The organism is Methanocella conradii HZ254 (assembly GCF_000251105.1).
Lineage (GTDB): Archaea > Halobacteriota > Methanocellia > Methanocellales > Methanocellaceae > Methanocella > Methanocella conradii.
The window spans coordinates 480,156-503,649 of record NC_017034.1 but is presented as its reverse complement, the minus strand read 5'-3'; the positions used below and the strand labels follow the sequence as shown (position 1 = coordinate 503,649).

At 58.5% G+C, this 23,494-nt stretch carries 27 protein-coding genes; 14 read left to right on the top strand and 13 right to left on the bottom strand.

Translation table 11 applies throughout. The features are described 5' to 3' along the window. Nucleotides 1-59: 59 nt before the first annotated feature. Entirely contained in the window at nucleotides 60-680 is a 621-nt protein-coding gene (locus MTC_RS02540; RefSeq protein ID WP_014405112.1) for a TIGR00296 family protein, read from the bottom strand. A 115-nt stretch (nucleotides 681-795) separates the two neighbouring features. Here MTC_RS02540 and MTC_RS02535 point away from each other — a divergent pair, with 115 nt between their 5' ends. After that, the gene (locus MTC_RS02535) at nucleotides 796-1,548 is read left to right on the top strand and encodes a hypothetical protein (protein WP_014405111.1); all 753 of its coding nucleotides are present in this window, start codon (nucleotides 796-798) and stop codon (nucleotides 1,546-1,548) included. Here MTC_RS02535 and MTC_RS02530 read toward each other — a convergent pair. Continuing rightward, complete coding sequence (locus MTC_RS02530; protein ID WP_014405110.1) at nucleotides 1,545-2,066, bottom strand: GTP-binding protein; 522 nt, start codon at nucleotides 2,064-2,066, stop codon at nucleotides 1,545-1,547. The two genes, MTC_RS02535 and MTC_RS02530, sit on opposite strands and share 4 nt — an antisense overlap. Before the next feature lie 94 nt (nucleotides 2,067-2,160). Between MTC_RS02530 and MTC_RS02525 the strand changes: the two genes are divergently transcribed. Further along, the gene (locus MTC_RS02525) at nucleotides 2,161-2,856 is read left to right on the top strand and encodes a site-2 protease family protein (protein WP_014405109.1); all 696 of its coding nucleotides are present in this window, start codon (nucleotides 2,161-2,163) and stop codon (nucleotides 2,854-2,856) included. On the opposite strand, the gene tatC is transcribed toward MTC_RS02525, so the two are convergent. Further along, nucleotides 2,853-3,575, bottom strand: coding sequence for a twin-arginine translocase subunit TatC (gene tatC, locus MTC_RS02520; RefSeq protein WP_014405108.1), 723 nt, complete (start codon nucleotides 3,573-3,575; stop codon nucleotides 2,853-2,855). The genes MTC_RS02525 and tatC overlap by 4 nt on opposite strands. 47 nt (nucleotides 3,576-3,622) lie before the next feature. After that, complete coding sequence (locus MTC_RS02515; protein ID WP_014405107.1) at nucleotides 3,623-4,033, bottom strand: DUF6752 domain-containing protein; 411 nt, start codon at nucleotides 4,031-4,033, stop codon at nucleotides 3,623-3,625. Nucleotides 4,034-4,109: 76 nt separating this feature from the next. Between MTC_RS02515 and MTC_RS02510 the strand changes: the two genes are divergently transcribed. The 6 genes from MTC_RS02510 to MTC_RS02485 are packed head-to-tail and all read left to right on the top strand — an operon-like array spanning nucleotide 4,110 to nucleotide 10,086. Beyond that, a complete protein-coding gene (locus MTC_RS02510) occupies nucleotides 4,110-4,535 on the top strand; it encodes a hypothetical protein (RefSeq protein WP_143767043.1) in 426 nt (141 codons plus the stop codon). Beyond that, nucleotides 4,532-5,128 (top strand): hypothetical protein, encoded by a 597-nt coding sequence (locus MTC_RS02505; protein ID WP_014405105.1) that lies wholly within the window; start codon nucleotides 4,532-4,534, stop codon nucleotides 5,126-5,128. The genes MTC_RS02510 and MTC_RS02505 overlap by 4 nt, the downstream gene beginning before the upstream one ends. A gap of 46 nt (nucleotides 5,129-5,174) precedes the next feature. Continuing rightward, nucleotides 5,175-5,546 carry a DUF7285 family protein gene (locus MTC_RS02500; RefSeq protein ID WP_237705951.1) on the top strand — a complete coding sequence of 124 codons (372 nt, stop codon included), beginning with the start codon at nucleotides 5,175-5,177 and terminating at the stop codon, nucleotides 5,544-5,546. Between the two features lies 1 nt (nucleotide 5,547). Further along, nucleotides 5,548-6,630 (top strand): DUF7284 family protein, encoded by a 1,083-nt coding sequence (locus MTC_RS02495; protein ID WP_014405103.1) that lies wholly within the window; start codon nucleotides 5,548-5,550, stop codon nucleotides 6,628-6,630. Next, nucleotides 6,623-9,574 carry a DUF7286 family protein gene (locus MTC_RS02490; RefSeq protein ID WP_014405102.1) on the top strand — a complete coding sequence of 984 codons (2,952 nt, stop codon included), beginning with the start codon at nucleotides 6,623-6,625 and terminating at the stop codon, nucleotides 9,572-9,574. The genes MTC_RS02495 and MTC_RS02490 overlap by 8 nt, the downstream gene beginning before the upstream one ends. Further along, nucleotides 9,571-10,086, top strand: a complete 516-nt coding sequence (locus MTC_RS02485; protein WP_014405101.1) for a sarcinarray family MAST domain-containing protein — start codon at nucleotides 9,571-9,573, stop codon at nucleotides 10,084-10,086. Before MTC_RS02490 ends, MTC_RS02485 begins: the two co-directional genes overlap by 4 nt. Here the strand turns inward: MTC_RS02485 and MTC_RS02480 are convergent. Next, the gene (locus tag MTC_RS02480; protein ID WP_237705950.1) at nucleotides 10,083-10,667 is read right to left on the bottom strand and encodes an aldolase; all 585 of its coding nucleotides are present in this window, start codon (nucleotides 10,665-10,667) and stop codon (nucleotides 10,083-10,085) included. The two genes, MTC_RS02485 and MTC_RS02480, sit on opposite strands and share 4 nt — an antisense overlap. A gap of 62 nt (nucleotides 10,668-10,729) precedes the next feature. Here MTC_RS02480 and MTC_RS02475 point away from each other — a divergent pair, with 62 nt between their 5' ends. The 6 genes from MTC_RS02475 (at nucleotide 10,730) to rnhB (ending at nucleotide 15,470) form a co-directional block, all read left to right on the top strand. Continuing rightward, nucleotides 10,730-11,329, top strand: coding sequence for a class I SAM-dependent methyltransferase (locus MTC_RS02475; protein WP_014405099.1), 600 nt, complete (start codon nucleotides 10,730-10,732; stop codon nucleotides 11,327-11,329). Nucleotides 11,330-11,437: 108 nt separating this feature from the next. Next, nucleotides 11,438-12,058, top strand: coding sequence for a hypothetical protein (locus tag MTC_RS02470; protein WP_014405098.1), 621 nt, complete (start codon nucleotides 11,438-11,440; stop codon nucleotides 12,056-12,058). A gap of 50 nt (nucleotides 12,059-12,108) precedes the next feature. Next, nucleotides 12,109-12,885 (top strand): HAD family hydrolase, encoded by a 777-nt coding sequence (locus tag MTC_RS02465; RefSeq protein ID WP_014405097.1) that lies wholly within the window; start codon nucleotides 12,109-12,111, stop codon nucleotides 12,883-12,885. Continuing rightward, nucleotides 12,882-13,760 (top strand): endonuclease III domain-containing protein, encoded by an 879-nt coding sequence (locus MTC_RS02460; protein ID WP_143767042.1) that lies wholly within the window; start codon nucleotides 12,882-12,884, stop codon nucleotides 13,758-13,760. Before MTC_RS02465 ends, MTC_RS02460 begins: the two co-directional genes overlap by 4 nt. Nucleotides 13,761-13,770: 10 nt before the next feature. Then, a complete protein-coding gene (locus MTC_RS02455) occupies nucleotides 13,771-14,820 on the top strand; it encodes a DUF2117 domain-containing protein (protein ID WP_014405095.1) in 1,050 nt (349 codons plus the stop codon). After that, nucleotides 14,817-15,470 (top strand): ribonuclease HII, encoded by a 654-nt coding sequence (gene rnhB / locus MTC_RS02450; RefSeq protein ID WP_014405094.1) that lies wholly within the window; start codon nucleotides 14,817-14,819, stop codon nucleotides 15,468-15,470. Before MTC_RS02455 ends, rnhB begins: the two co-directional genes overlap by 4 nt. On the opposite strand, the gene MTC_RS02445 is transcribed toward rnhB, so the two are convergent. The 8 genes from MTC_RS02445 to MTC_RS02410 form a co-directional block, all read right to left on the bottom strand. Next, nucleotides 15,454-16,467: an EF-Tu/IF-2/RF-3 family GTPase gene (locus MTC_RS02445; protein ID WP_014405093.1), complete on the bottom strand. Its 1,014-nt coding sequence runs from the start codon at nucleotides 16,465-16,467 to the stop codon at nucleotides 15,454-15,456. The two genes, rnhB and MTC_RS02445, sit on opposite strands and share 17 nt — an antisense overlap. Nucleotides 16,468-16,544: 77 nt before the next feature. Next, nucleotides 16,545-16,940, bottom strand: coding sequence for a roadblock/LC7 domain-containing protein (locus MTC_RS02440; RefSeq protein ID WP_014405092.1), 396 nt, complete (start codon nucleotides 16,938-16,940; stop codon nucleotides 16,545-16,547). A 25-nt stretch (nucleotides 16,941-16,965) separates the two neighbouring features. Beyond that, nucleotides 16,966-19,617, bottom strand: coding sequence for an alanine--tRNA ligase (gene alaS, locus MTC_RS02435; protein ID WP_014405091.1), 2,652 nt, complete (start codon nucleotides 19,615-19,617; stop codon nucleotides 16,966-16,968). 92 nt (nucleotides 19,618-19,709) lie between these two features. After that, nucleotides 19,710-20,126, bottom strand: a complete 417-nt coding sequence (locus MTC_RS02430; RefSeq protein ID WP_014405090.1) for an NADH-quinone oxidoreductase subunit B family protein — start codon at nucleotides 20,124-20,126, stop codon at nucleotides 19,710-19,712. Then, nucleotides 20,123-20,713, bottom strand: coding sequence for a 4Fe-4S dicluster domain-containing protein (locus MTC_RS02425; protein WP_014405089.1), 591 nt, complete (start codon nucleotides 20,711-20,713; stop codon nucleotides 20,123-20,125). Before MTC_RS02425 ends, MTC_RS02430 begins: the two co-directional genes overlap by 4 nt. Then, nucleotides 20,707-21,636 (bottom strand): respiratory chain complex I subunit 1 family protein, encoded by a 930-nt coding sequence (locus MTC_RS02420; RefSeq protein ID WP_014405088.1) that lies wholly within the window; start codon nucleotides 21,634-21,636, stop codon nucleotides 20,707-20,709. The genes MTC_RS02425 and MTC_RS02420 overlap by 7 nt, the downstream gene beginning before the upstream one ends. Continuing rightward, nucleotides 21,615-23,234: a hydrogenase large subunit gene (locus tag MTC_RS02415; protein WP_237705949.1), complete on the bottom strand. Its 1,620-nt coding sequence runs from the start codon at nucleotides 23,232-23,234 to the stop codon at nucleotides 21,615-21,617. Before MTC_RS02415 ends, MTC_RS02420 begins: the two co-directional genes overlap by 22 nt. After that, nucleotides 23,218-23,493, bottom strand: a complete 276-nt coding sequence (locus MTC_RS02410) for a hypothetical protein (protein WP_014405086.1) — start codon at nucleotides 23,491-23,493, stop codon at nucleotides 23,218-23,220. Before MTC_RS02410 ends, MTC_RS02415 begins: the two co-directional genes overlap by 17 nt. Between the last annotated feature and the right edge of the window lies 1 nt (nucleotide 23,494).

Sequence of the window (23,494 nt, the reverse complement as noted above, 5' to 3'; positions counted from 1 at the left end):
AGCCTCTGTGGCCTCTGTGAACCTCTGTGGTAAAAATAATAGCTCTGTGCCCTCTGTGGTCAATCTAGGAGCTCGCATTTGTCAAGCGTTGGATCGATCCTGTCCTCGACGACCTCGCCCCTCGGGGCCTTCTCCTGGAATATCTGGCCCTGGAACGTGTAGACCTTAGTCTTATCGTCTACCCACATGTCCGGCGAGATGCCCGCTTTCAGGCACCCATACTCTAAAAACTCCTCGGGGCTCCAGCCATACTCGACGGGAACCTGCGGCAACAGCAACCCCCGATACAGGCCATACTCGACGATGATCCCATCCCTCCCTATTTTAATGTGCCTCGGCCTATCAAGGGGCTTCACCCTTAACGGCTCGGGCTCGGTGAGCAGTGTCACCTCTACCACGATATGGTCGAGCTCAGCGCTCCTCACCCTCGGGAACCTGGGGTCCTGGGTCGCAGCCTGTATGGCAGCTTCCACGAGTGCCCTGCCCAGGGGCAGGTCCGGGTACGGGTAGCCTATGCAGCCTCGAAGCTCTCCGGCTTTCTTTAGCGTCACGAACACGCCGGAAAGGCCGTTGAAGGACTCCGGCAGCTCCACCTTGGGCACCTTGTTCGTCCGGACGTACTCCTCTATCACTTTCCTGGCCGTTTTTACGGCCAGCGTTCCCTCTTCCAGGCTTAGCATGATAGTTAATATAGCGGCTTATCCTAAAAATCTGGTGTTGCCCCAAGACGGCAACCATATTACTTTCAGTTCGCTCATCCATCACGGTTATACTTAATTACACAAATTTGAAACTATGTTCATACCACTAACGATAAACCAGCGCCGCGAAGGGCTGCCTAACGTGCTCATCGCGGGCGACACGGCCGGCGTCTTTTACCTGCTCAGCCACATGACAGATAGAGACTTGAATATATTCCTCGCGGACACGGGGATAAAGAGGCCACTAAGGGAGTTCCCATGCCACCACCGAGAGGCCAGGGATAGGGCAAACGTATACTACGACTTCTTCGACGGCAAGATAGGAGGGGGGATAGTGCGACGCATGGACGTGGCGCTAACCACATCCTGCGACCTTAAACGCTGGACAAGGGGGTTTCGAGTGCCCTCCGCCCACCTCTCACAGGATACGTCGGGCACCTGGATCGAGTTTGAAGGAGTACACCCCTCAGAGGTGTCGAAGAACCCCATCGGAGGCCTCATCTCCGGCCTTATAAACGGGCGCCATGAAGACTACAGGTGTGCCACGTCCCGTGCCCTGATCGACAGAGAAGGAGTGGCGCACGCCCTCCCATCCATAGAGCAATGGCCCGATGAGAAGATGGCCGTTGATGAGTCCACTTTTAGCGCCTGGGATCGGCTGGGTGACCTGCTAAAGGATGGCTGGCGGCTCACGTTTGATGGCCGTGCCATCGAGGGCAAGGATGACACGAGGCTCATCGAGCTGGGCATACCCGAGCTGGGCGTCGTCGTTTTCGAGCGCATGGAGAAGCGCAAGTGCGTTGAGCTAACGGGGGACCTTGCGAGGGTATTCGACGGGCTATTCTAACGCGCTACAAGGTCCACGAGCCTGTCGAGTACAGTGCCTACGCCTTCCCCAGTCCTTGCTGATACCGGGTAAACCTCGCAAAAGCCCCCTGCATCAGCCCTTACTTTATCCAGCGACGCGCCAGGCAGGTCCTGCTTATTGGCCGCCACGACGCACGGGATGCCGTGCTTCCGCAGCTCTGAAAGGATGAGCTTCTCGAAATTCGTCATGCCCCGTGTGGAGTCCACTACGACCACGCCGGCGTGCAGCCCAAAGGATACGACCTCCCGCGCCACGTCGAACCGCTCCTGGCCAGGCGTGCCATAAACGTATAAGCGAAAGCCTCTATGCTCCTTGATGGCCAGGTCGAAGGCGACGGTGGTCGTGCCATTGCCGCTCTTGACCTCCGTCGTTATCGGATCCGGGTCAATACACCTTATAAATGACGTCTTGCCTGAATGGTAGGAGCCGAAGGCGACAACCTTTATTCGGTGGTCGCCATCGCACGGGCCAGCCCTGTGCGCGGGGTTCTCGAACATCTGCTCGAATATATATTTAAATGGGCATAAGTTTTTCTGTCTGCCCTGGCGCCTCCAACAAATTCATATACTTTATGTATTTTATTAGAGGCACATGGGCTATTCGAGCGGCATAGGAACGTCGGAGCTCATAGACCTGTTGCTATCATTCGTAGTGCTCACCATCGCCTTCTCAATGGTGGGTGGAGGAGTGGGACACGTCACCGCAGAAGGCCTTGCCATAGTCGCGGTGGCCGTGGGCAGCGGGTTCATGCTCCACGAGCTCGCCCACAAGTTCGTAGCGCAGCGATATGGCTACTGGGCGGAGTACAAGGCGAGCATGCTCGGGCTAGTTCTGACGATACTCATGGCCATGACCATAGGAATAGTGTTCGCGGCCCCCGGGGCGGTCGTAATCAGGAGATCCCAGTACTCCACGCCTTCTATCCATTATAGCGAGGCTGACGACGCCTACTGGGACAGCCTTGAGCGGAGGGTGGGCAGCGAAGACCTCTGGATATCCCTCGCAGGCCCCATGACCAACATAATACTCGTGGCGCTCGCCTTTGCCTCGATAATGTATATGGAGAGCGCCCTGCCGATACAGGCGCTGGTCGGCAATCTGTACTATGCCATCGCCATAAGGGCGTTTCAGATTAACTTGATGCTCGCCGCGTTTAACCTGATACCCATAGACCCGCTTGATGGCGGCAAGGTGTTCCGGGGCAATCCCCTGGTATGGGCGGCCGTCGGGGTGCCTACCATACTCTTCGCCCTGGCGGTGCTATTCCTGGGCATATATCCCTTTTAAACGAGCTTTGCGAGGAGCAGGCTGGCCTCGAACAGGAGTATCAAGACGGCTCCAACCATGAGCTGGGACAGCATGGTAGGGTCTGGCGCTATGAATACTGCGAAGCCTGCCAGAAGCCCGTAAGCGACGAGCCTGCTATTCTCAAGCGTTTTTCGCTTGACCAGCCCCATCTTTATGGCCATGACAACGATGAGGGGCACCTGGAAGACGACGCCGAAGCCGAGCATGAAGTTCATGATTATGCTAAAGGTCTGGCCAATGGATAGCTCGGGCGTGACTAAGGACCCCTCGTATCCGAAGACCAGGCTGAAGAAGAGGGGCATGGTGACGAAGTAGGCCAGCCCCGCCCCCAGGGCGAAGAGGACAATGGACAGGGGGAGTATCATGATGAAAAACCTTTTCTCGTGCTTATAGAGGCCGGGCGCGGCGAACCGGAAGGCCTCGTAGACCAGCAGGGGGAAGCCTATGGCCACAGCCACCATGAAGGATACGATGATGCGCACCTTGAAGAGCTCGAGCGGCTCGTATGCTGTTAGTATGGCCGTAGGGGGCACAACGCGCTTTACCATCAGGTCTACGAGCGTGCCTGAAAAGGGGAAAGCTATAGCCATTAAGGATATCGTGACCCCCAGGACCACCAATAGCCGGTCCCTTAGCTCTCTTAAGTGCTCTGAAAGGGGCATTTCCCTGTCATTGGGCGGGAGAGACGTTTCGTGCATCGGTAAGAGGAGATGGCTTCGCGGGATAAAAAACTTTGTCGGCCATGCTATTTTATGACCATTCGCCAGACGGCACAGGCCAGTATGACCATGCCCCCGCTGAACGCTAGCAGCGGGTTCCTCAAGAGGCCCATGCTATTCGTGGACAGCAGAACGCCCACGGCCAGCAGGGAGAGGCCCACGACTATCCCGGTGACGTCGAGCATTGAGGCCCTACGGGCATTAAGCTGCCTCTTTTCATTAACAGCGGCCTCGAGGGCGGCCACCCTCTTCTCCAGGCTATCGGGCAGGCGCTCTCCGGCGACGAACTCGGTGTCATCGTGACCATCCCCCTCGACAGCCCCTGAAAAGCGCATCTCCAGCGCATTCACGCGGCCATGCAGGCCCCTGGTCCTCTGCTCCAGCGCCATCACCCGGCCCAGTATATCGGCCTCCAGGCTCTTGCCATTTGCATCCATGTACGACCACCATATTTTCAATAAATTGAAAATAAGTCGTAAACTATAAGTATTTTACCGTAAAATGAAAAAAAGTATGCTGGACGATCGTGGCGTAGACTTCCTGGGCATGAGGCTGGCCATCGTGTTAGTAGCCTCGGCCCTGCTAATCGTGATGGCTGCCGCCTACATGAAAGGACAGGCTAATAAGGCCTCCATGGATGAGGCGAGGCGGGAGGCCGGACGCATCGCATCATTGGCAAGCGCTGAATACGCCTCAGGATGTCTGGGGTCTGTCAGCGTTTTATCCGTTTATATTCCTTCCAGCGTGCGGCGCGTCGCCTATGGCCTGGAGGACGCGAGGGCGTACGCCATCGAGTTCGCTGACGGCACGAACGAGACCTATGCCGCTGCTTGCCGGTTCGTCCCCGCGACGCTGTATCCGGGGAGGCACAGGCTTGAGCTCGAGGCCACAATGATCGACGGCGAATATGCTGTCAGCATCAGGGAGGCCGCCGAATGATGGACGAGAGGGGCGTCGAGCAGGGCCTCCTCACGAGCGTCGGGCTAATTCTTGCTTCCGCCGCCGTACTGTTCTTCGTCTTTTCATCGTTCAGCTCGCTCAGGCAATCGAACACGGCGATAGCCCTCGAATCGGCGGCATCTGAGGTGTGCGGCGACGTCGAGACGGTGGCCTCCATGGCCATACCATATGCCGCTGAGAAGCACTATTCCTACGGCTTCGACGTTTCAATATGCGCTGATTATGTGGCCGCCTCGAGCACGAACATTACATTCGTGAGGCCCCTGGCCGTCCACATAGTCCCGGGGATGTACTTCGAAAACGGCTCATTGGCCTGGAGCAATACAAATGAGATGCGGGAGTACCTGAACTCCTCGTTTAACGCTACCGGCACGCCGGAGCGCCCCATCGATGATGATAGGGCGGCTGAGCTTTATGGGCTTATGGACAGGGCGAGCCGGAGCACGCTTCTCAATCCGATAAAGCTAGAGGCAGGCAGGCCCCTGGTCATAGAGAAGGCATTCCTGTATACGTATAACGGCTCAAGCCATACATTGGAGGCGAAATCATACGTTTTCGTTTATCAGGGATGACAGGGGCGTAACCGAGCCATATACAGACCTCCCCGCCCTCGGCATCGTGGCCGTCGGCTTTATCCTTTTCCTGTATATGCTGCTGTCAGCTTACTCTTCATATGCCTCATCGGCATATTACGCCTCGGTCAAGGCTGACCTGATGAGCGTGGCCCGCGCTGCGGCGAGCGATCCTTTACTATCCTGTAGTCCTGGAGTTATGGACGCCCACAGGCTCGACAACGCCTCGAGCGTGGACGCCTGCTATGGATACCCGGGGAGCGCCGTGGAGTACACGGTCGAGGCCCATGGGCACTCGTGGCGATGGGGAGAAGCCTCCAGAGGCAGGTCTGCGAGCTGCACGCTCCCGGTATCAGTAAGGCTGAACGATGCCCGGTGCGTTCCTGGCACCCTGAAGGTGACCATGTGGGAGGGATAGCATGGAAGATGCGGGATACTCAACCATGATGGACGCCATCCTCTTCCTGGCCATGGTCTCCGCATGCGCCCTCATCCTTAGCGCAGCCACGACTGAAGGGCGCGAGCGGCACGTGGCAGACTCCAGCCTCAGGGCGCTGGCATCCTCGAGTCTCGCGTCCATGGAAACGTCCAGGGTGGACTACTTCGAGTACAGGGTGCTGGGCGACAGGGCAGATGAGGTGGCAGAGAGGTGTGGCATAGACCCGGGCTCATGGCTCTATAGTGAGACCACTAAGGCCGTTCTAGGGAGGGGTAACCGCCATAAGCCAGTCATGGAAATAGCCGCCGAGGCATCTGCCTGCCAGTTCACCATGCGCCTCGGGGGAGGCGCGCTCCGGCTTAACCCCCTCACCGGTGATTATACCGGCCAGGCACAGGCGACTGTAGACCGTTTCCTCCGGGAGAGGCTGGATGGGAGATACGCTTATAACTTCTCGATGCGCTGGACGCCTTTCGCCGGCGTGCCTTTCGAGGGGTCCTTATCATGCGGGGATACGCCGCCCCCGGGCGCCGCGTCCGCATCCGCCCTCGTGACCATGCCATACAGGGCCTCCATGACAGAGGAAAGCATAGAAGAGGCGATTTCCCCGACGCTGGATGAAATCGAGCGCTCCACAGCCGGGTACATGGCGGGCGGCTCCGAAGCTGTATTCAGGGAACGGCTGAGAAGCTCGCTGGGCTCATGCCTCGAGAACGCGAGCCGGCTCATGGTGGACGAGGCGCTGGGCAACACGCTCTACCAGGCTTCAGGCGACACTGGCAACCCCCTCTCGCTCCTCGCCAGCTTCTCTGACGACTACGTGACGGTGGAGCCGATCAGGGCCAATGACAGCCTTGACGTGAAGGAGGCGCTGCGCAAGATGATAGCGCTTTATAGCGAAGAGCCGCTGGACGGCCTGGTTGATGAGATAGCCAGGGGCGTTGAGGATGGCACGCTCACCCCCGCGGAGGAGCGGCAGATGATAGTGCGCTGGATGTGTTCGAGGTATAGCCCGTCGTCGGCGCGGGCGACATTATACGTGTGGGTGAGGGCGGATGCTTGAGGATGACAGCGCAAGGGTCCCCTTCGCGGCCATCGGCATCCTCCTAATAATGATATCGACGGCCACCTCGGCATACCTGATGAAAATGGAGGCAACGGGCACGGCCAATTCGATAGAGGACGAGCGGGAGGGGGAGCTTAACGAGGCGCTCGCCTGCGCCAGGGCGGACGTCGACAACGCCCTCAACATCGCATGCATGTACGCTGAGGAGGAAGTAGGCGAGAAACCCATAGTCAACGTGTCGGGCGGCGGAAGCCCGCAGGAGGCGAACATGAAGAGGCTACAGCGCATGGCCGGCAGGAGGCTGTCTGAGTGCCTTTCGGCAAACTACCAGGGCGGCTTCTACTACGGGGACTACGTGGTCGAGGCTAGCCTGGAGGGGGACGTCACTTTCGAGACTTTAAAGATGAGCCTGGCCAGGACGGTAGACCATCCCATAATGCAGTGTAACACGACTTATGCGGCGTATTACGTCGCGTCCGCCCCCGTAAAGCTCAGGGTTACGAGGCCTGGCAGCTCGCTCGACCACTCGGAGGCGTACGTGGCCAGGGCGCTCGTCACGTCCAGGTATCCGCTGCTCGAGCAGCTCACAGAGGAGTACGAGGCGAGGCTTAACGGCACGGCCGCGCTCGCCGACGTTACGGCCGCCTCGTTCGCCTATACGTGGGCAAGGGGATACTGCCAGTACTTCACGGGCAGCCCCGCGAACATAGTGGATAACGAAGACCTCGCCTTAATCTCAAACGCCGCGTCCATGCTGGAGCAGGGGTGCGTCTACAACTCGGTAGACCCGGTAAGCCTGGCGTCCCTCGCCAGGCATACCTACGACAGCTCCCGCTCCACGGCCGACGTCCTTAACGATAGCGGTCTCTCGTATATCAACCAGTACGACTTTAGCAACGCTTCGAGGCGGTCGCTACAAAGCGACAGGGAGCCCCAGGAGTACCGCTTTAATGCGGACGAGATAGTTGATAAGGAGCTCAGGGCGGCCATCGCAGACCCGGTGAGCAGGTACCAGGTTGACAGGGCCTACTCCTGCCGCATACACGTCACGATACAAAGAAAGCCCATGGCAGAAGGCCATAGCGATACGGGCAGCGTCTGCAAGGAGTCCTATCCCCTGGATGCTAATGAGAACGGCACCGGCCCGTTCTTCAGGGAGACGTGGAAGGTGCGGGAGAACGGCACTGGAAGTGCTGAGCTGGTGACTGTGGACTTCATAATGGACGAGTGCTCGATGCTGAACGGCCATGACGACGTGAGGTCGCCCCATAAAGAGGCGGACTTCACCTCCATGGGGAAAAATTACGTCGACTCGAACCTGGCCGGGGCGGTTGACGCCTATGATGAGGCGCTGCACATAAAGCGAATATTATCAGACCCTATCGGGTACCCGGACGGCTACTCAGGCTCCACGAGGGAGGTGACGTGCGAGCACAACGAGTGGGTGGAAGGCGCGTCCGTGACTGAGATTAAGGCCCTGGCTGCCAAAATAAAGGGCGACGTAGGCGTAACTTTGAGGCCCGACGACTATGGCTCGTATGCAGAGATGGTGGATGCAGCGTATGCTAAAATGCAGGAGCAGTTCCTCGAGAACTATACGGCGTACCTCTCGGAACAGGATTACAGGGATGGGCCTGTGTTCAAGACCTGCGGGGCAAAATACGCATTCTATAAGCGGCAGGCCTTCCTCCTACGCATCGGGGCGGCGCTCAACTCTTCTGTAAATTCATCGCAGGAGATAGGCCGGAAGATAGACGGGCGGATGAAGGACTACTCAAGCTCGATGAATTCCTCCACGTTGAATGAGAATGCCCGCGCCTCGAGGAGCATGCTCGACGACACGAAGATGTTCATGCCCTTCGGCCTGAACATGACGCTGGAAGGAGGAGAAGGCAAGGATGATCCTTATAAGTGGAGGGAGGACGTGGCGCTCGCCATAGACCAGCGCCCTAATTATCTAGGGGTTGACGAGTACACGGACCCCGAGACCGGCTACAGGGTGAGGCCTCTGAAGGTGAGGAACGTGTGCCTGTTCGCCCTGCCCACCGACTTCGTGGACTCATCCCAGGCGACTGAAGCCGTGCTGGACGGGATCGACGCGGTGGCGGGGACGGCCTACAGGCTTGCCAGCGAGACGGTGACGATGGAGACGTCCAGGCTCGTGGAGGACGTTTCCATTAGCGCGAGGCAGGCCATGAAGGACGAGATAAACGACGCCCTTGTGCACGACCAGGACCTTCAGGGGCAGTTGACGGGAGACGACGTGGAAAGCTGCGTCGACGAGGCGTTCGACAGCCGCACCCCGGAGCAGGCAGTCAGCGACATGAAGAACGGCACCCTGCAGCGGGAGATGGCTGAAAGCCTGGCCAGGAAGGCCAGGTCTCAGGCCGGGAGGGAGCTTGCGAAGAGGACGGGCCAGTACGTGGATTGCTACGGCGATTACATAGAGGCTAAGGCCAAGGAGGCAATAATGGGCGCCGAGGAGAAGGCGCTGACCTCGGTGGTCAGCGCGCTAAGCGATGACATCAAGCAGGCATTTAAGGACTACATGGCGGAGGCGGCGTCCAAAGATGAGGATGCCGCGATAGGGGCGGCTTTGAAGCGCATCCCCATGGGCCTTCCGCTGCTCCCACCCTACGGCTGGTGGGCGACCATGAACGTATGGTACATAGAGATATATGGTGAGATACCATACCTGGCCGTCTATGATACCGATAACGAGCCGGTGCCCGACGCATTGCTCGGCCAGCGGGCGACCGTGTACGTGCGCCGCCCTATGCTAATCCATGAGGGAAACGACATAGCGGGCAGGAATGAGCCGGTAAGGTTCCACCATCAGACGTGTACTTTCATCATAGTCCCGCCCGGGGCGCAGGGCGTAGGCGATAAGCTCGGAGGGTGGGAGGAGAAGAGCACTGGGTTCGACGAGGCCTCCGCATGAAAGCCTTAGCGCTATTTTTGGCCTGCTTGATGCTAGCCTCGGGTGGGGCCACGGCAAAGCACGTTATCAAGGCATACTACAATGGACAGGAGGCGACCGTGACCGGCGCTAAATTGAAGGTGGGCGAGCCTTTCACGGTTGACCTCTACGTGACCCCTGACAGGAGCGTGAAGGCGGCCGCAGTGCTGGAGGAGACGGGAGGCCCTGAGGCGTACAGGCTCGTCTCGGGCGACTCGAAAGGCAGCATTGTGCTAAAGAAAGGGGGGCTTAACGAAACAATACATTTTCACTGGGTGCTCGAGCCTGGCGGCGAATGGGTGGATGGGACGGCGCCCCTGAACATCCAGTATGCCGTATGGGGCGAGGGCACGGAAGTGCAGGGATATTTCACCGTGGTGGAGGCGTACGTATCCCCGGAGAGGTACGAGCCCCCTGCGCAGGCTGGCAGCGGCCCCTTCAACGCGGCCTGCCTCCTCGTCGTCGCCCTGATGCTGGCCAGGCGCAATAGCTAGCTTTTTGCGCGCCGCTGAAGGTCGTACAGGTACCTTATCTTCGAGCTGTGCTCAATCATAGCCGTGGTGTTGAAGCAATCCGCGAGGTCCGGCCCGGCGGCGAACGAGCCGTGGCCGCGGTTCACCACGCCCCTGGCCTTGCCCGAGGAGAACGCCCGAGTCAAGCTTTCGAAAAGCTCCCTCGACCCAGGCTCTCCGTCGACGATGGGTATCGTCCCCAAAAAAGAAAGGCCTTCGCTGTCGAGCGGCTCTATCTCGCTCCCGCATAGCAGCGACTCGACTATGGCGAACTGCGGGTGGGCGTGGATGATGGCCCTGGCATCGGTGGCCAGGTAGATGGCTCGATGGCTCGACGTCTCCGAGGACGCTCCCGCGTCTGCCTTAGAAGGGGTAAGCCCCACCTCTATGACGTCCTCCTCTTTGAGAGAGTCCAGCATGGCGCCGGACCTCTTTATTAAGAGCCCCCGCTCGGTTCGAACGCTTATGTTCCCGAACCTCGAGCTGACCAGCCCGCATTCAGCCAGCTTTCTACCCCAATACGCTATTTCCCGCCACATCACTTTCCAGGATTGTCGCATCATATTATTAATGGTATGGTAGATACATAGAGTGTGTATGCTCCACTGGAAATAAAGGGGTTACGATGGCGTCACACCTGAAGGCGTGGGAAGACGAGTACACTCGTACAGCCTGGAGAGGCCCTTATGACATCGGCCCGATGAAGGCGTATTTAAAAAAGGGCGCGAGGGTGCTCGACGTGGGCTGCGGCAATGGCAAGATGCTCGTCCCGCTGGCCAGGGCCGGGTTCGACGCCGTAGGCGTGGACTTCTCGAGAGGAGCGCTTCTCACCCTTGCAGGGCAAAAAGCGGTGCAGGGAGACGCGCGAAGCCTTCCTTTCAAGGACTCCACGTTCGACGCGGCCGTTTGCTATGACGTGCTCCAGCACCTTTTGGAGGGCGAGCGCGCGGCGGCCTCCATGGAAGCGTATCGAGTCCTCGCCCCGGGAGGCCTTCTTTTCATACAGGTGTTTGGCAAGAAGGACATGCGGTACGGCGGCACGCTCGTAGAGCCGGACACGTTCAGGCGCCGCACCGGAATAGTATACCACTATTTCAGCGAGGAGGAAGTCAGGTCCATGCTATCTAAGTTCACCGTGCTGAGCATCGAAAGCGTCATATCGCGCAAGGCTTTCCACGGCGAGGAGTTCACCCGCCATAAGATAAAGGCGGTGGCGCAAAAATGAGGCCCGAAATTGTATTGCAGCCACAAGTTTACTATACTATGCGCTGTGACAGGATATAATTTAAATATAGGTTGAGCAGATGGTATTTAGCTGAGGGTTGAGTGGAAAATGGATATCATTGATGGCCTGTACAGTTTTTTCGGCACAGGTGACCCGGCTATCCTATCGTTAGACCTGCTGGTGGCGGCAGTGCTCGCCGTCTCCATAGCATACCTCGTGCTGGAGTTATGCAGGATATTCGCCGAGTATGTGGGCAAAGAGGCGGCGGAAAGGCCTGCAGAAAAGCCCGCCACAGTGCCCCCGCCAACGGAGGCCATGAAAACGCCCGTGCAAGAGCCCGCAAAGCCCCCCGTCAAGATACCACCCATCGACGTCGTGAAAGGCTCGCTGGCCGAGAGCATGATGACCCTTACCCAGAAGTATGGGCTGGACTCGCTCACGCTCGCCTCCCATGATGGCCTTGTCATAGCTTCCACCAGTAAGGCGCCCGATCAGGACGCCGCCATTTACTCGGGCCTGTATCAGGAGCTATACAAGGTAAAGCAGGAGCCGTATTACTATGTCGAGTCTAAGGGCGTAAGCCTGTACTCGGTCGAGAGCGGCGCCCAGAAGGTCATAGGTGTCGCCTACAGGAAGGGCAGCTTCGCCCCCGAAGAGGTGAAGGCTGCCCGCGAGGATACCAAGAAGGTCATCGACCAGTTCGCCGCACTGAAGGCCCCTAAGGCTTAAAAAAATAGATGAAAAAAGTTATTAATGTTTAGCCATTGTAGTTTTTTCAGATGAGCCTCATCGACACCGTCACCTTCGACGTATGGAATACGCTGCTCGTCCACGAGTTCTACGATGACAGGGTAAAGAACGCCAGGATAGGGCTTATAGCGAGGGCGTTTGAGAGAGAAGGCTTTAGTTTCAGCAAAGAGGATATATTGAAGGCTTATGATCATTCTGAGACGTGCCTGTCCACGCTCTGGAGGCAGGAAAGGGATGCCTGCCTGGAAGAGCACCTTGCGCTGTTCCTTGAGGGGCTCGGGCTCGAGGCTACCGGGCGTAACATGAGCGTCATCCGCCTCCCCTACGCTAACGCCATTCTTGACTTTAAGCCATCCCTGGTGGAGGGGGCGCAATCGACGCTTTTAAGCCTGAAGAAGAAGGGCTACAAGTTAGGGCTTATCTCAAACACTGGCAGGACCCCGGGGGAGACCATAAGGCTCATCCTTGAAGGGCACGGCATCATGAAGTACTTCGACTACGCAGTGTTTTCGAACGAGGCCGGCTACGTCAAGCCTAACAGGAAGATATTCGAGATCGCCCTCGGAGGCCTGGGCTCGAAGGCCGAGAGCGCGGTCCACGTTGGGGATAGCATGTTGCTTGACGTCTATGGCGCGGCCTCGGCAGGCATGAAGGCGGTCCACTTTAATAAGTATACGGAGAGGTTTGATAGGTACGCGGCTCAATATTATAAGGCGGGCGACCGCTACGCCGCACCGGATTTAACGATAGAGCGCCTCGCCGACGTGGCGCCGGCGATAGAGGCGCTCAGTAAAAAGGGGATATGATGGACATCGACCTTCGCTCGACCATGGACATCCAGATAACGGCCCTGGAGTGGATGCCTCAGGACGGCAGGTATGTTAGGTACTATCCAGAGGCTGGCATTGACGTATTCATGGAGCAGCGGCCCGACGGCTCCATCGAGGTGACCCCGCACGAGTTCCACGACGAGGCGATGTCCATCTTCGACTACCCCCTCAGCGAAGTCTACCACGGTGATAGCGAGATATTGCTGAGGCTGCAGGAGTTTTACAGGCGCTGCTGGGTGCTGAGGCTGCAGGATCCATTTATTTCCTTGATGATAACCATTTTGACGCAGAACAAGACGGCTGACAGCGCCCGAAGGACGTTCCACAGGCTCCAGCGCCGCTATAAGGGCATCGACGTCCACAAGATGGCGTGCGCGGATAAGAGGGAGCTGGAAGAGCTGATCCGCTTTTCTGGGCCATATAAGGCTAGCTATATGATCGAGTGCTCCAGGCAGATAGAGGAGCGGTGGGGCGGAAGCCTCGAGTGGATGAGGAGGGCGCCGACGGATGAGGCGAGGAGGGCGCTTTTGAGCCTTCATGGCGTGGGGCCAAAGACGGCGGACTGCGTCCTGCTCTTTTCGCTGGGCCACAGCGTCGTGCCCGTGGACACCCACATCTGCAGGGTATCGCAGAGGCTTGGCCTGAGCATGTCGATGGGGGACTCGGAGGCGGCGAAGAGGAGGGTCAAGGAGGACCTGGAAAGGGGGCTGAAAATGCCGGGAATGGCGCACCTGCTCATAATTAACCTGGGCCGGGACTTTTGTAAGGCTCTGGCGCCTTTGCACCACATCTGCCCTGTGGAGGAGCTATGCCCTAAGAGGGGGGTGGTCAGGCCTGAAAGGCTCGTTTGACTTTGGAGTCGTGGTCCACGGCCCGGAGGCAGTATACTCGGGCGAGCTAAGGGAGACTATAAGATTACTTGAGGGGATGGGAAGCGTCAGGGCGGTGGCCGGCGGCACGATGTGCCGGGCGGCTATCATAGATGAGGGGCTGGAAGGGGAGGTCGATATTTCAGTTTGCGATCCTCCAAGCGTGGCCTTGTCGTCGCTTCAGGCCAGGGTGCTCATCCTGGTGAACCATGGCAAGACCCTGGGCTCTGGCATCGCCTTCGGCGACATCGTTGCCGGGCGGGTGGCCAGGCCGGTGGTGCAGGTGGAGCGGGCTTTTGCCGATGATGGCGTAGTTATAGCCTGGGGCAGCCCTTCTAGCGAGGAGCCTGCAGCGGAGAGGCTCTCAGGGCACTTTCATGTCGGCCTGAAGCGTATGTCGCCCTCCCCATGCCTGTTCTACGATACAGAAGGCCAAAGGTGCAGGGTCGTTAAGTGCGCCATTCCTGGGGAGCCTCTCTTCGTGAACGGGACGTTCATAGGCATTGTAAAATCCCCTGAGGTGAGGATATATGAGAGGCAGGGGAAGGTCTGCCGCGTAGAAGGGGTCGAAGCCAAGGAGACTGGCCTGGCCAGGCTGGGCATATGCGACATCTGGAGCGCCATGGTTAAGTCGGGAAGCCTGAGGGAGAGGCCCGTTGAGGCGTGCCTATTGCCGGTCAGGGATGGGGCCGGCAAGATGGCGGTCATCGACCACGCTGCGTTCGCCTCGCTTGACTCCGTCGACCTGGACACCGTCTGCGCCCTAACGATAGGCGACGATACGACAGAGGTGGCCGGCGACGTTTTGGCACGCCTTGGCGTGCGCATCATAGGCATCACAGATGGAGACGGGGACGGCGTCCTCACCCGGCCCGCCAGGGCGCGCGGCTCAGCCATTTTCAGGGTGCGCGGCATGACGGACGATGAGGCCGGGGCCGCCCTGGCGAAGGTTGTCAGGGGCAGGGACACTTTCGATGGCTTCGTAAAGAGGGTGAAGGGCGAGCTGGAGCGGATGGGCGTGAAGTACGAGGCATACCAGTGATCGCGGGCGTTGACGAGGCGGGCCGGGGCCCGGTTATCGGGCCGCTGGTGGTCTGCGGGGTCGCAGTCAGCCCGCGGCGCCTTAAAGCAATTGAGCAAATGGGCCTCAAGGACTCGAAGCTCCTCACCCCAAAAAGGCGAGAAGAGCTTGCCGTACGCTTAAAGAAGATTTGCAGTCATGAGCTGGTCGTGGTTAGCCCTGAGGAGATAGACGCCCGCATGGCCGGAGGGAGCACGTTGAACGGCATCGAAGTGGAGTGCTTCGCAAAGGTGATAGAGGCCCTGAGGCCGAAGGTGGCCTACCTGGACGCATGCGACGTGAACGCGGAGCGGTTCGGCCTGAACGTGAGGAAGCGCCTCAGCTTCGAGGTGGAAGTGGTCTCGAGGCATAACGCGGATAAAGACTACCCCATCGTGTCGGCCGCCTCGATCCTGGCAAAGGTGCACCGCGACGCCCTGGTAAAGAAAATCTCCGAGACAGTCGGAGAGGACGTTGGAAGCGGGTACCCTCACGACCCCATAACAATAAAATTCCTTAAAAGCTATTACGCTAAAAATGGGGAGATGCCGCCGTTCGTACGGAAGTCGTGGAAGACGACGTCGGCGGTAATAAGCGACTGCCTACAATCGAGGCTCACGGGGTTCCTATAGCCAGGAACCGCTGCTTGGGGTCGTCCAGCCTCGAGAGTATGAACTTGTCGCCCGGGCTGTACGCCACCTCTTTGTCCATTTTTACCTCTACTTCATATTCTCCATTTGCGGAGGGCGCCATTCCAGTTATGAGGGCCGGGGTTGACTGGAGGCCCACATAAAGATGAACCTTATCGTTCACGCTGAACTCGCCCCTGAACCTGGCGGTCCTGCACTTCAATTTTAGGGCGTCCGAAACGGCCTCTGACCCGGAGATTATGAAGCCCCGGTCGAGCTCCTTGCTCTGGACGCCCTTGAGGGCCAGCCCCACCCTGTCCCCCGCCTTCGCCTGCTTCACGTCGTTGTCCTGCATCTGGATGGAGCGGACCTCGGCCTCCCTGCCGGGCGGGAATATGGTGAGCCTGTCGTGGACGCTCACCGTGCCCTGTAGCACGCATCCCAGGATGACGCATCCCACGCCCGTCACGTTGAAGTGGTGGTCGATGGGGATGCGCACGGGCCTGTCTACGAGCGCCTCGTACTCCTTTTTAAGCAATTCGTCCAGCTCGAATAGCCTGTCCCTCAGCCTGTCTATGCCCTCAAACGACTTCGTGGACGTGGGCATGATCTCCCACCCTTCCATGGCGGTGCCTCTCGTAAGCGCCTTTATCTTTTTCATGAGCTCCTCCACGGCGTAGGGGTTGGACTCGTCCGCCTTAGTTATGGTGATGATGCCATGCCTCGGCCTGAGCAGGTCCATCAAAATTATGCACTCCCCAGCCCTGGCGTCCAGGCCGCTCGAGGCCACGCAAAATAATACCACGTCGGACATGTTGACCGCGTTGACCAGCGGCTTCGGGGACTTCGGGTACCCGACCGGGTCCACCACGGTCAAGATGTTCTCTCCCTTCGTAAAGTTGTACAAAACGATGTCTGACTCGGTGCCTTTTTTCCCGAGCCTGGAGGCGAGCGTCGTCTTGCCGCTCCTCTCTCCGCCCACCAGCGCAACGTTGACCATAAAATTTACCTCTATATGTGGCGATTGGAGATATACAATGAAAAAGGTGGCATATATAAGTTACTGGCAGGGGCTGGCTATTTTGCCATGATGGCCTTGACCTCGGACGCTGCCCGGTCAATGTCGGGGGCGGCCTTCTGGTATTGTGCCGCAGACCCGACAAGCGCCACGATGAGCGCCATCGGCCCCGCCCCCTCCACTATCACCTTCTTTTTGCCAACGTCCATGACCACCCGCTTTGGGACCCCGAGTCGCAGCTCCGAGGCCGCCCCCTCTGCCGAGCCGAGCATTGCGGCGTACATCGCGGCATAGATCTTGTGCTCCTCGCCTGGCGGAACGTCGGCGGCCAGCATCGTGCCATCACGGGAGATGACGGCAGACTTCTCTATCCCCAGGCTCCTGAGCTTCGAGAGAGCGGCCTTCAGCAGCTCTACCTTCTCCCCTGATATCGCAGCTTCTTTATGCATATCCATGTAAAGTATGGCTCATAATACTTAATCATGCGGCCTTCGGCCTGGCCTTGAAGGCGCGGGCCTCACGCCCGCCGCCCGTCACGTTAAAGTAGCTCTCGGCCAGCTTCGCCCTGACGTCTATTATATCAGAGTACCCGTAGGCGAAGTTGTCCCCTTTCAATATGACTGTCTTCCCCTTGAAGCTGGGCTTCATGGCCTCAACGGCCTTCATGAGGGTACCCGGGTCGCCCGCAGGAAGCTCCAGCTCAACCGTGTCCCCGCCGACTGCGAGCGAGCGGCCCACGAGGGCTTTAATGAGCTCAATGGTAAGGTCCTTGTTCTTCTTGGACAGCTCCTTCCACTCGCTAAAGAACCTCGCCGCAGTCTTCGGGATGTCCTCGTAGCCTACGCCCCACAGGTCCGAGACCTCCCTGAGAATCCTGTCATGGCGCTGTACCTCCTCCAGGGAGTTCTCGAGCGACTTGAACTCAAGCCTCACGACGCCATCCTGTATGCGCTCGCTTGAGAGGAGCTTTATGAAGCCCACCTTGGCCGTATTGTCCACATGGATGCCCCCGCAGGCCTCCACATCGTAGCCGTCTATCTTTATGATCCTTAAGACTTTGCCGGGCACCGCGCCGCCCTGGTAGATGCGCATCGAGTAGCGCCTCTCAGCCTCGGACCTCGGCAGCTCCTCGACCTCCACAGGCACGTTTTTCAGTACCAGCTCGTTGGCGGCCCTCTCGATTTCCTGGAGCTGGCCGAAGCTCAGCGACTCGTAGTGGGTGATGTCCAGCCTCGCCTTCTCTGGCGTCTTCTCCGCCCCGGCCTGCCACACGTGGTCGCCCAGCACCTTTCGGGCCGCGTAGTTCACGATGTGCGTGGAGGTGTGGTGCGCAGATAGTATCCTGCGCCTGTCCCTGTCAACCTCGCCCACAACCCTCGCCGTGTCAGCGGGCAGCGGCGACTCGAGGACGTGCACGATCACCCCGTCCTGCTTGTAGACGTCCTTTACCCTTATGCCGTTTATGAACCCCGTGTCGCTGGCCTGGCCCCCGCCCAGCGGGTAGAACAGCGTCCTGTCCAGCACCACCTTCGTGGGCGCTATAAGCCTGACCACGCCCGCATCGAACTTGAACTCCTGGGGCCTCTCGTAGTAGAGGGGCACCGTCTTCGGAAGCCCCGCCGTCTCGCTGGCCTCTGCCACGCGCTCCTGCCTGCGCTCGTGCCTGGCCTGCACCCTCGCGTAGAAGTCCTCGGGTACCTCCAGGTCTGGCTTGGCCTCTTTTATCATCTCCGGGGCGATGCCCTGCGAGTCGTATAGCTCGACCAGCTTTTCGGGCGTGAACGCCTCCCCGGACCTGACCATCCTATTAATGATGTTCTGGCTCTTCTGCCTCGACTCCTCGTAGCGCTTCCTCTCCACCTCTATGATGTCAAACAGGCTTCCATAGTCCTTAAGCTCGGTGTACCACGAGCCGAACTCGTCGATGTGGCACTTAAACACGTCGTTTATGTCCAGGTCGAACCCGTACTGGTCTATGAGCGTCCAGCACCTCCTCAGCAGGTTTCTCAAATTATACCCGCCGCCCACGTTGGAGGGCAGGGCGCCGTCGTGTATGGCGACGAGCAGGCTTCTCACGTGGTCAGCGATGGCGTAAAGCGCCCTGTTCTTATAGACCACGTCCTTAAGCTCTTCAAGGCTCATGCCCATCTGCCCTGCTATGTCATTCCAGGCAGAGTGGGCGTCCTCGATCTCGTCCACGTTCAATATGCCCGCGTACCTCGCGAAGCGCGCCATGAACTCGCCGTCGGGCCGGTAGCCAGCGCTCTTATACAGGAACTCCATCGTCTTAGGGAAAGTGGCGTCATACGACATCGGCACCCCCTGGGAGAACCACGCCCACCTCTCCAGCCCGGCGCCCATGTCAATGACCTTAGTCCTTAGCTCGCGGAAGCCGTCGGGAAGCTGCTCGTACTGCATGTACACCTGGTTCCCGAGCTCCAGGCCTCTTGAGAAGTACTCGATGGACGGCCCGAAGTTGCCCCCTCCAGCCCAGACGTCCTCGTGGAAGACGAGCTCGTGGGCGGGTATGCCCAGGCCTTTCGTTAAAAACTCCTGGATCTGGGCTATGCCCTCCTCCTTGAAGTAGACGTGCCTCTCGGGCGTGTTGAAGGTGTGCTGGCCAACCATGATGAAGCCGGTGTAGTGGCGGCCCGTTATCCCCACGTTATCGATATCGTTGAAGCGCAGGCAGAACTGTGGCTCGAGCACCGCCGGTGCCGGCGGCTCTATCTCCCCCGCCACCACGTATGGCTGGAAGTCGTTTATCCCCGCAGCAACAAAATATAAATCCTCATACCACCTGCACACCGTGGGATAGCGCTCTAGCGGCACATATCCCCACTGTTCGAAAGTCTTAACATAGGTGTCCCAGGCCTCTTTATAGGCGAACTTCTTTCGTGTCAAAGACTCCCCTATAAACCTGTAGCCTCCGCTGCACTCGGCCTCGTCGCAATATTCGCGCTCTGCCTGGCTCCAGAAACCCCTCCCGCACTTCTTGCAAACGCGCCTCTCGTAGCCCAGCGACCTTAGGGTTTTCACCGGATAGTACTTCTCGTAGTTCTTCGCGAACTCCGGCTTCATGAGTTTTTTGATGGCCTTGTCGTCCATGTTATCCCAGCAAAGAGTGAGCATCAAAGTGTTTTTAGTCCCTCCGCCTTATGTAAAGAGAGACGCATAAATCTATCGGTTATTATTATTAAAAAGGAGGGGACTCGGCTAAGCTATTAGAATTTTCTCATCACCTTTATTATGCCATCGACGATGGCCTCGGGCTTGGGCGGGCAGCCAGGAATCTTCACGTCAACGGGGATGATGTTCTCTACAGGGCCCGCTATGGAGTAGTTCTCGTCATCGATGAATACGCCACAGGAGGTGCCGCACGAGCCCATGGCTATGACACGCTTAGGCTCGGGAGTCTGGGCGTACACGCGCTCCAGGAAGGGCTTCGTGTGGAGGGGGACCGGGCCCGTCACCAGTAATATGTCAGCGTACCTGGGCGAAGCCACCCACTTGACCCCCAGCCTCTCCAGGTCATACCTGGGGCCCATACAGGCCAGCAGCTCGATGTCACAGCCGACACAACCCCCAGCGTGGGCGTGGTAAATCCACGGAGACTTTTTTATCGGGCTTCCCAGTCTCATATGAACTTCCTCGGATGGGTATCCCACTCCAGGCTATGCACGCGCCTGCAGTTTATACACGTCTTCAAGTAGCGCTCCATGTCCTTCTCCACTATGGCGGCGGTCTCCGGCTTCAGGTTCCTCAGCGTTCTCTCTTTTATGGCGTCGAGGTACTTCTCGGTGACCGGCATGACCTCGCCACACACGCTACACCTCTGGAGCTTCAGCACGGTGTCCACCGTCGGCCTCGGCTCCTCCGCGCCCCTGGAAAGGCTCACCCTCGCCGTGGGGTCTGAGCCCTGGGCCGGGGGCGCATCCTCCAGCGTCAATTCAAGGGCCTTTTCCGGGCACACCTCGGCGCAGCGGCCGCAGAAGATGCAGCGAAGCCCGTCTATTGACACGACCCTCGTATCGCCTCTATCCGTGATGCTTGTGGCCCCGCTGGAGCACCTCTCCACGCACGCCCCGCACCCCGTGCAAAGGTCATCGTTACGCCTGGGCAGCCACCGGAAGGCCTCTGCCACGAAGCCGAAGCTCTCCTTCACGGTCACCGGCCTTTTGAAGAAATTGGCGATGAGCTCGCCAGATGCCTTCAGCTTCTCTAGCATATATACGCCCCCATGATAGCCCATCCCAGGGCCAGCAGCGATATGAGCGTGGAAAACTTGAAAAGCCACCTCGTCGCCTGGTCTATCCTGAAGCGGGCGAACAGCGAGTTCACGAAGGCCAGGGTAAGCCCAGTGGCGACCAGGCCCGCTATAAATATTGCCCAGGCGTATATGCCCGACGAGGGGACCCACAGGAACAGGTCGGCGAACAGGGCGCATAGGACGAAGACCATGATGACCTTAGTGGTCTCAAGCACGCCGAGCAGCTTCCCGCTATACTCCGTCGTGAGGCCGCCCACTATCTCCGAGTCCGCCTCGGGTATGTCAAAGGGCTTCAGGTGAAGCTTCACCAGTATGGCGAGCATGACAGCAAGCGCGGCCATGGGGTTTACGATTATGTTGAAGCCCATCATCTCTCTTATTGAGAGGGTATTATACGTGATGGCCAGGGCGAAAGTGCCTATTATGAAAGGTATCTCGTTCGAGAGCATCAGCTCGATTTCACGGACGCCCCCCATGGCTGCGAACAGGGAGGCGCTCGATATGCCCCCTACGATGATGAATAATAGCTCGAACAGGAGGAGGTAGAACAATATGACGAGGCTGAAGGGGTAATCGATGGCCACGCCGGCGACTGGCACGAACAACGCCGCGCAGATGGCACACGCCAGCGCTAAAAAGGGCCCTGCTATGAACAGCGGGGTGGCAGTATGGGGTATGATGGTCTGCTTGCTGAACAGCTTCAAGATATCGTATAGAGGCTGCAGCACCTTGCTCCTGTTAATATCGTGCCACCTTGAAGGAAGCCAGATGAGCGGGCCCCGGCGTAGCTGCACGCGGGCAAAGACCTTGCGCAGCTTAAAGGATAGCAGGATGCCTATTATAAAGGCTATGATCGGGTTCAGCCAGGCGGCGTCGAACATCGCCTACCTCCCAGCGTCCGAACGTCGACGACGCTCTGCTCATCTTTCTTGATAATCGTGACCCGGTCGGTGCATGAGAAGCACGGGTCGATGCTGCCAATGATGGCGGGCACGTCGCCCACCCAGCCGCCCTGTATCAGCCTGAGCATGATGTGGGCGTTCAGGAACGTGGGAACCCTTATCCGGACGAAGTCCGGCGTGTTCGTGCCATTCGAGGCCACGTGGTATAAGAGTTCGCCGCGTGGCGGCTCGGTCTTCGCCACCGCCTCGGCGCAGGGCATCTCCTTCACTTTCGCCAGGATGGGGCCGGACAAAGCCTTAATCCTGTCGCAGCACTGCTCGCATATGTGCATAGACATGAGCACCTCCCCCATCTTGACCTTCAGCCGTGCCAGGCTATCGCCCGACTTCTCGGAGACGATGTCCCAGTCCACCTCCTCGTAGGCGGCGTATGGCGAGTTCTTGCGCACGTCTATCCTGTGGCCGCTGGCCCTGGCGGTCGGGCCTATCGCGCCAAGCTTTATCGCATTTTCCCTGGTGAGGACTCCCACGTCCTTGAGCCGCCCTACGAGGACGTCGTTGGAAAGGCACTGGTCGAATAGCTCGGGCACCGACTTCTTCATGGCCTTTAGCTTTGAGAGCACGAAGTCCGCCTGGCTGGCGGTTATATCCCTTCGTATGCCGCCTATGGTTATCAGCCCGTGGGTGACCCGCTGCCCGGATATGGCCTCGAGGCCGTCCTGCATGTCCTCCCTGACCCTCAATGAGTGCATCAGCATGGTGCGGAATCCCGTTAGGTCCCCTATGAGGCCTATGGCCATCAGGTGGCTCTGGATACGCTCCATCTCGCAGAGCAGCGTCCTGGCGAGCTGCGCCTTCGGGGGCGCTTCAACGCCGGCCAGGTCCTCCACCGCCTTGACGAACGTCAGGACGTGGTGCGAGTTGCACAGCCCGCAGATGCGCTCGGATAAGAAGATGTCCTTATAGTAGTCGCGCCTCTCCATGAGCTTGATAACGCTACGATGGTTGAACCCGAGCTTAAGGTCCGCCTTTTTCACCACCTCGTCTTCCACGGACATCTTCAGGTAGTTGCTCTCTATGAACGCCGGGTGGTAGGGGCCGTATGGTATGGCAGACATTGGGAGCGTGACGATGTTCTCCTTCGGAAGCTTAACTGGCGGGGAGGCGTTGATGCGCTCGGTCTCGTGGTCGGCCTCGGGCCTGCCGCCGAGGTACATGTCCTCCCAGTTCAAGGGAAGCCAGAGGTGTGTCGGGTTCGGGTGGCCTTCCACCCTCACCCCTAGAAACTCGATGAGCTCCCGCTCCGACCAGTCTGCCTGGCTAGTAATCGGAGTGATCGACTGGACTACAGGGTTCTCCCTGTCCAGGTAAGCCCTCAGTATCGTGTGCCTGTAAGGCTCCTGGTGGTCGAAGCAGAAGTAGTAGTTTATCTGGATGCCCTGGACTCCCATGTCCACCGCCGAGGCGTAGATCATCCTTCCCCCCTTATCCAGGAGGGCGGTCGCCTCCCCTGGTATGGCTTCTGGCGCCAATTCCCGAAAATCGAGCTTGAGGGATTGCCTATTTATCTTTAACACCCCCGAATGGCGTCTTCGGCCCGTACATCTCCTCCGGGTTCAGGTATAGCTCGCTAGCGCCGCAGTTGAAGTTCTCGTCCACGTTGCGATACTCGGGGAATAATGACGGTATTATGACCGAGAAGAATATGTAGAAGGAGACCATGGAGGCTAGCTCTGCGAACAGGAACAGCATTATCAGGCCCTCGGACGCGAAGAACAGCGCGCCCAGGACGCTAATCACCAGGATGAATATCGCTATGATGAAGTATGGCTTCATT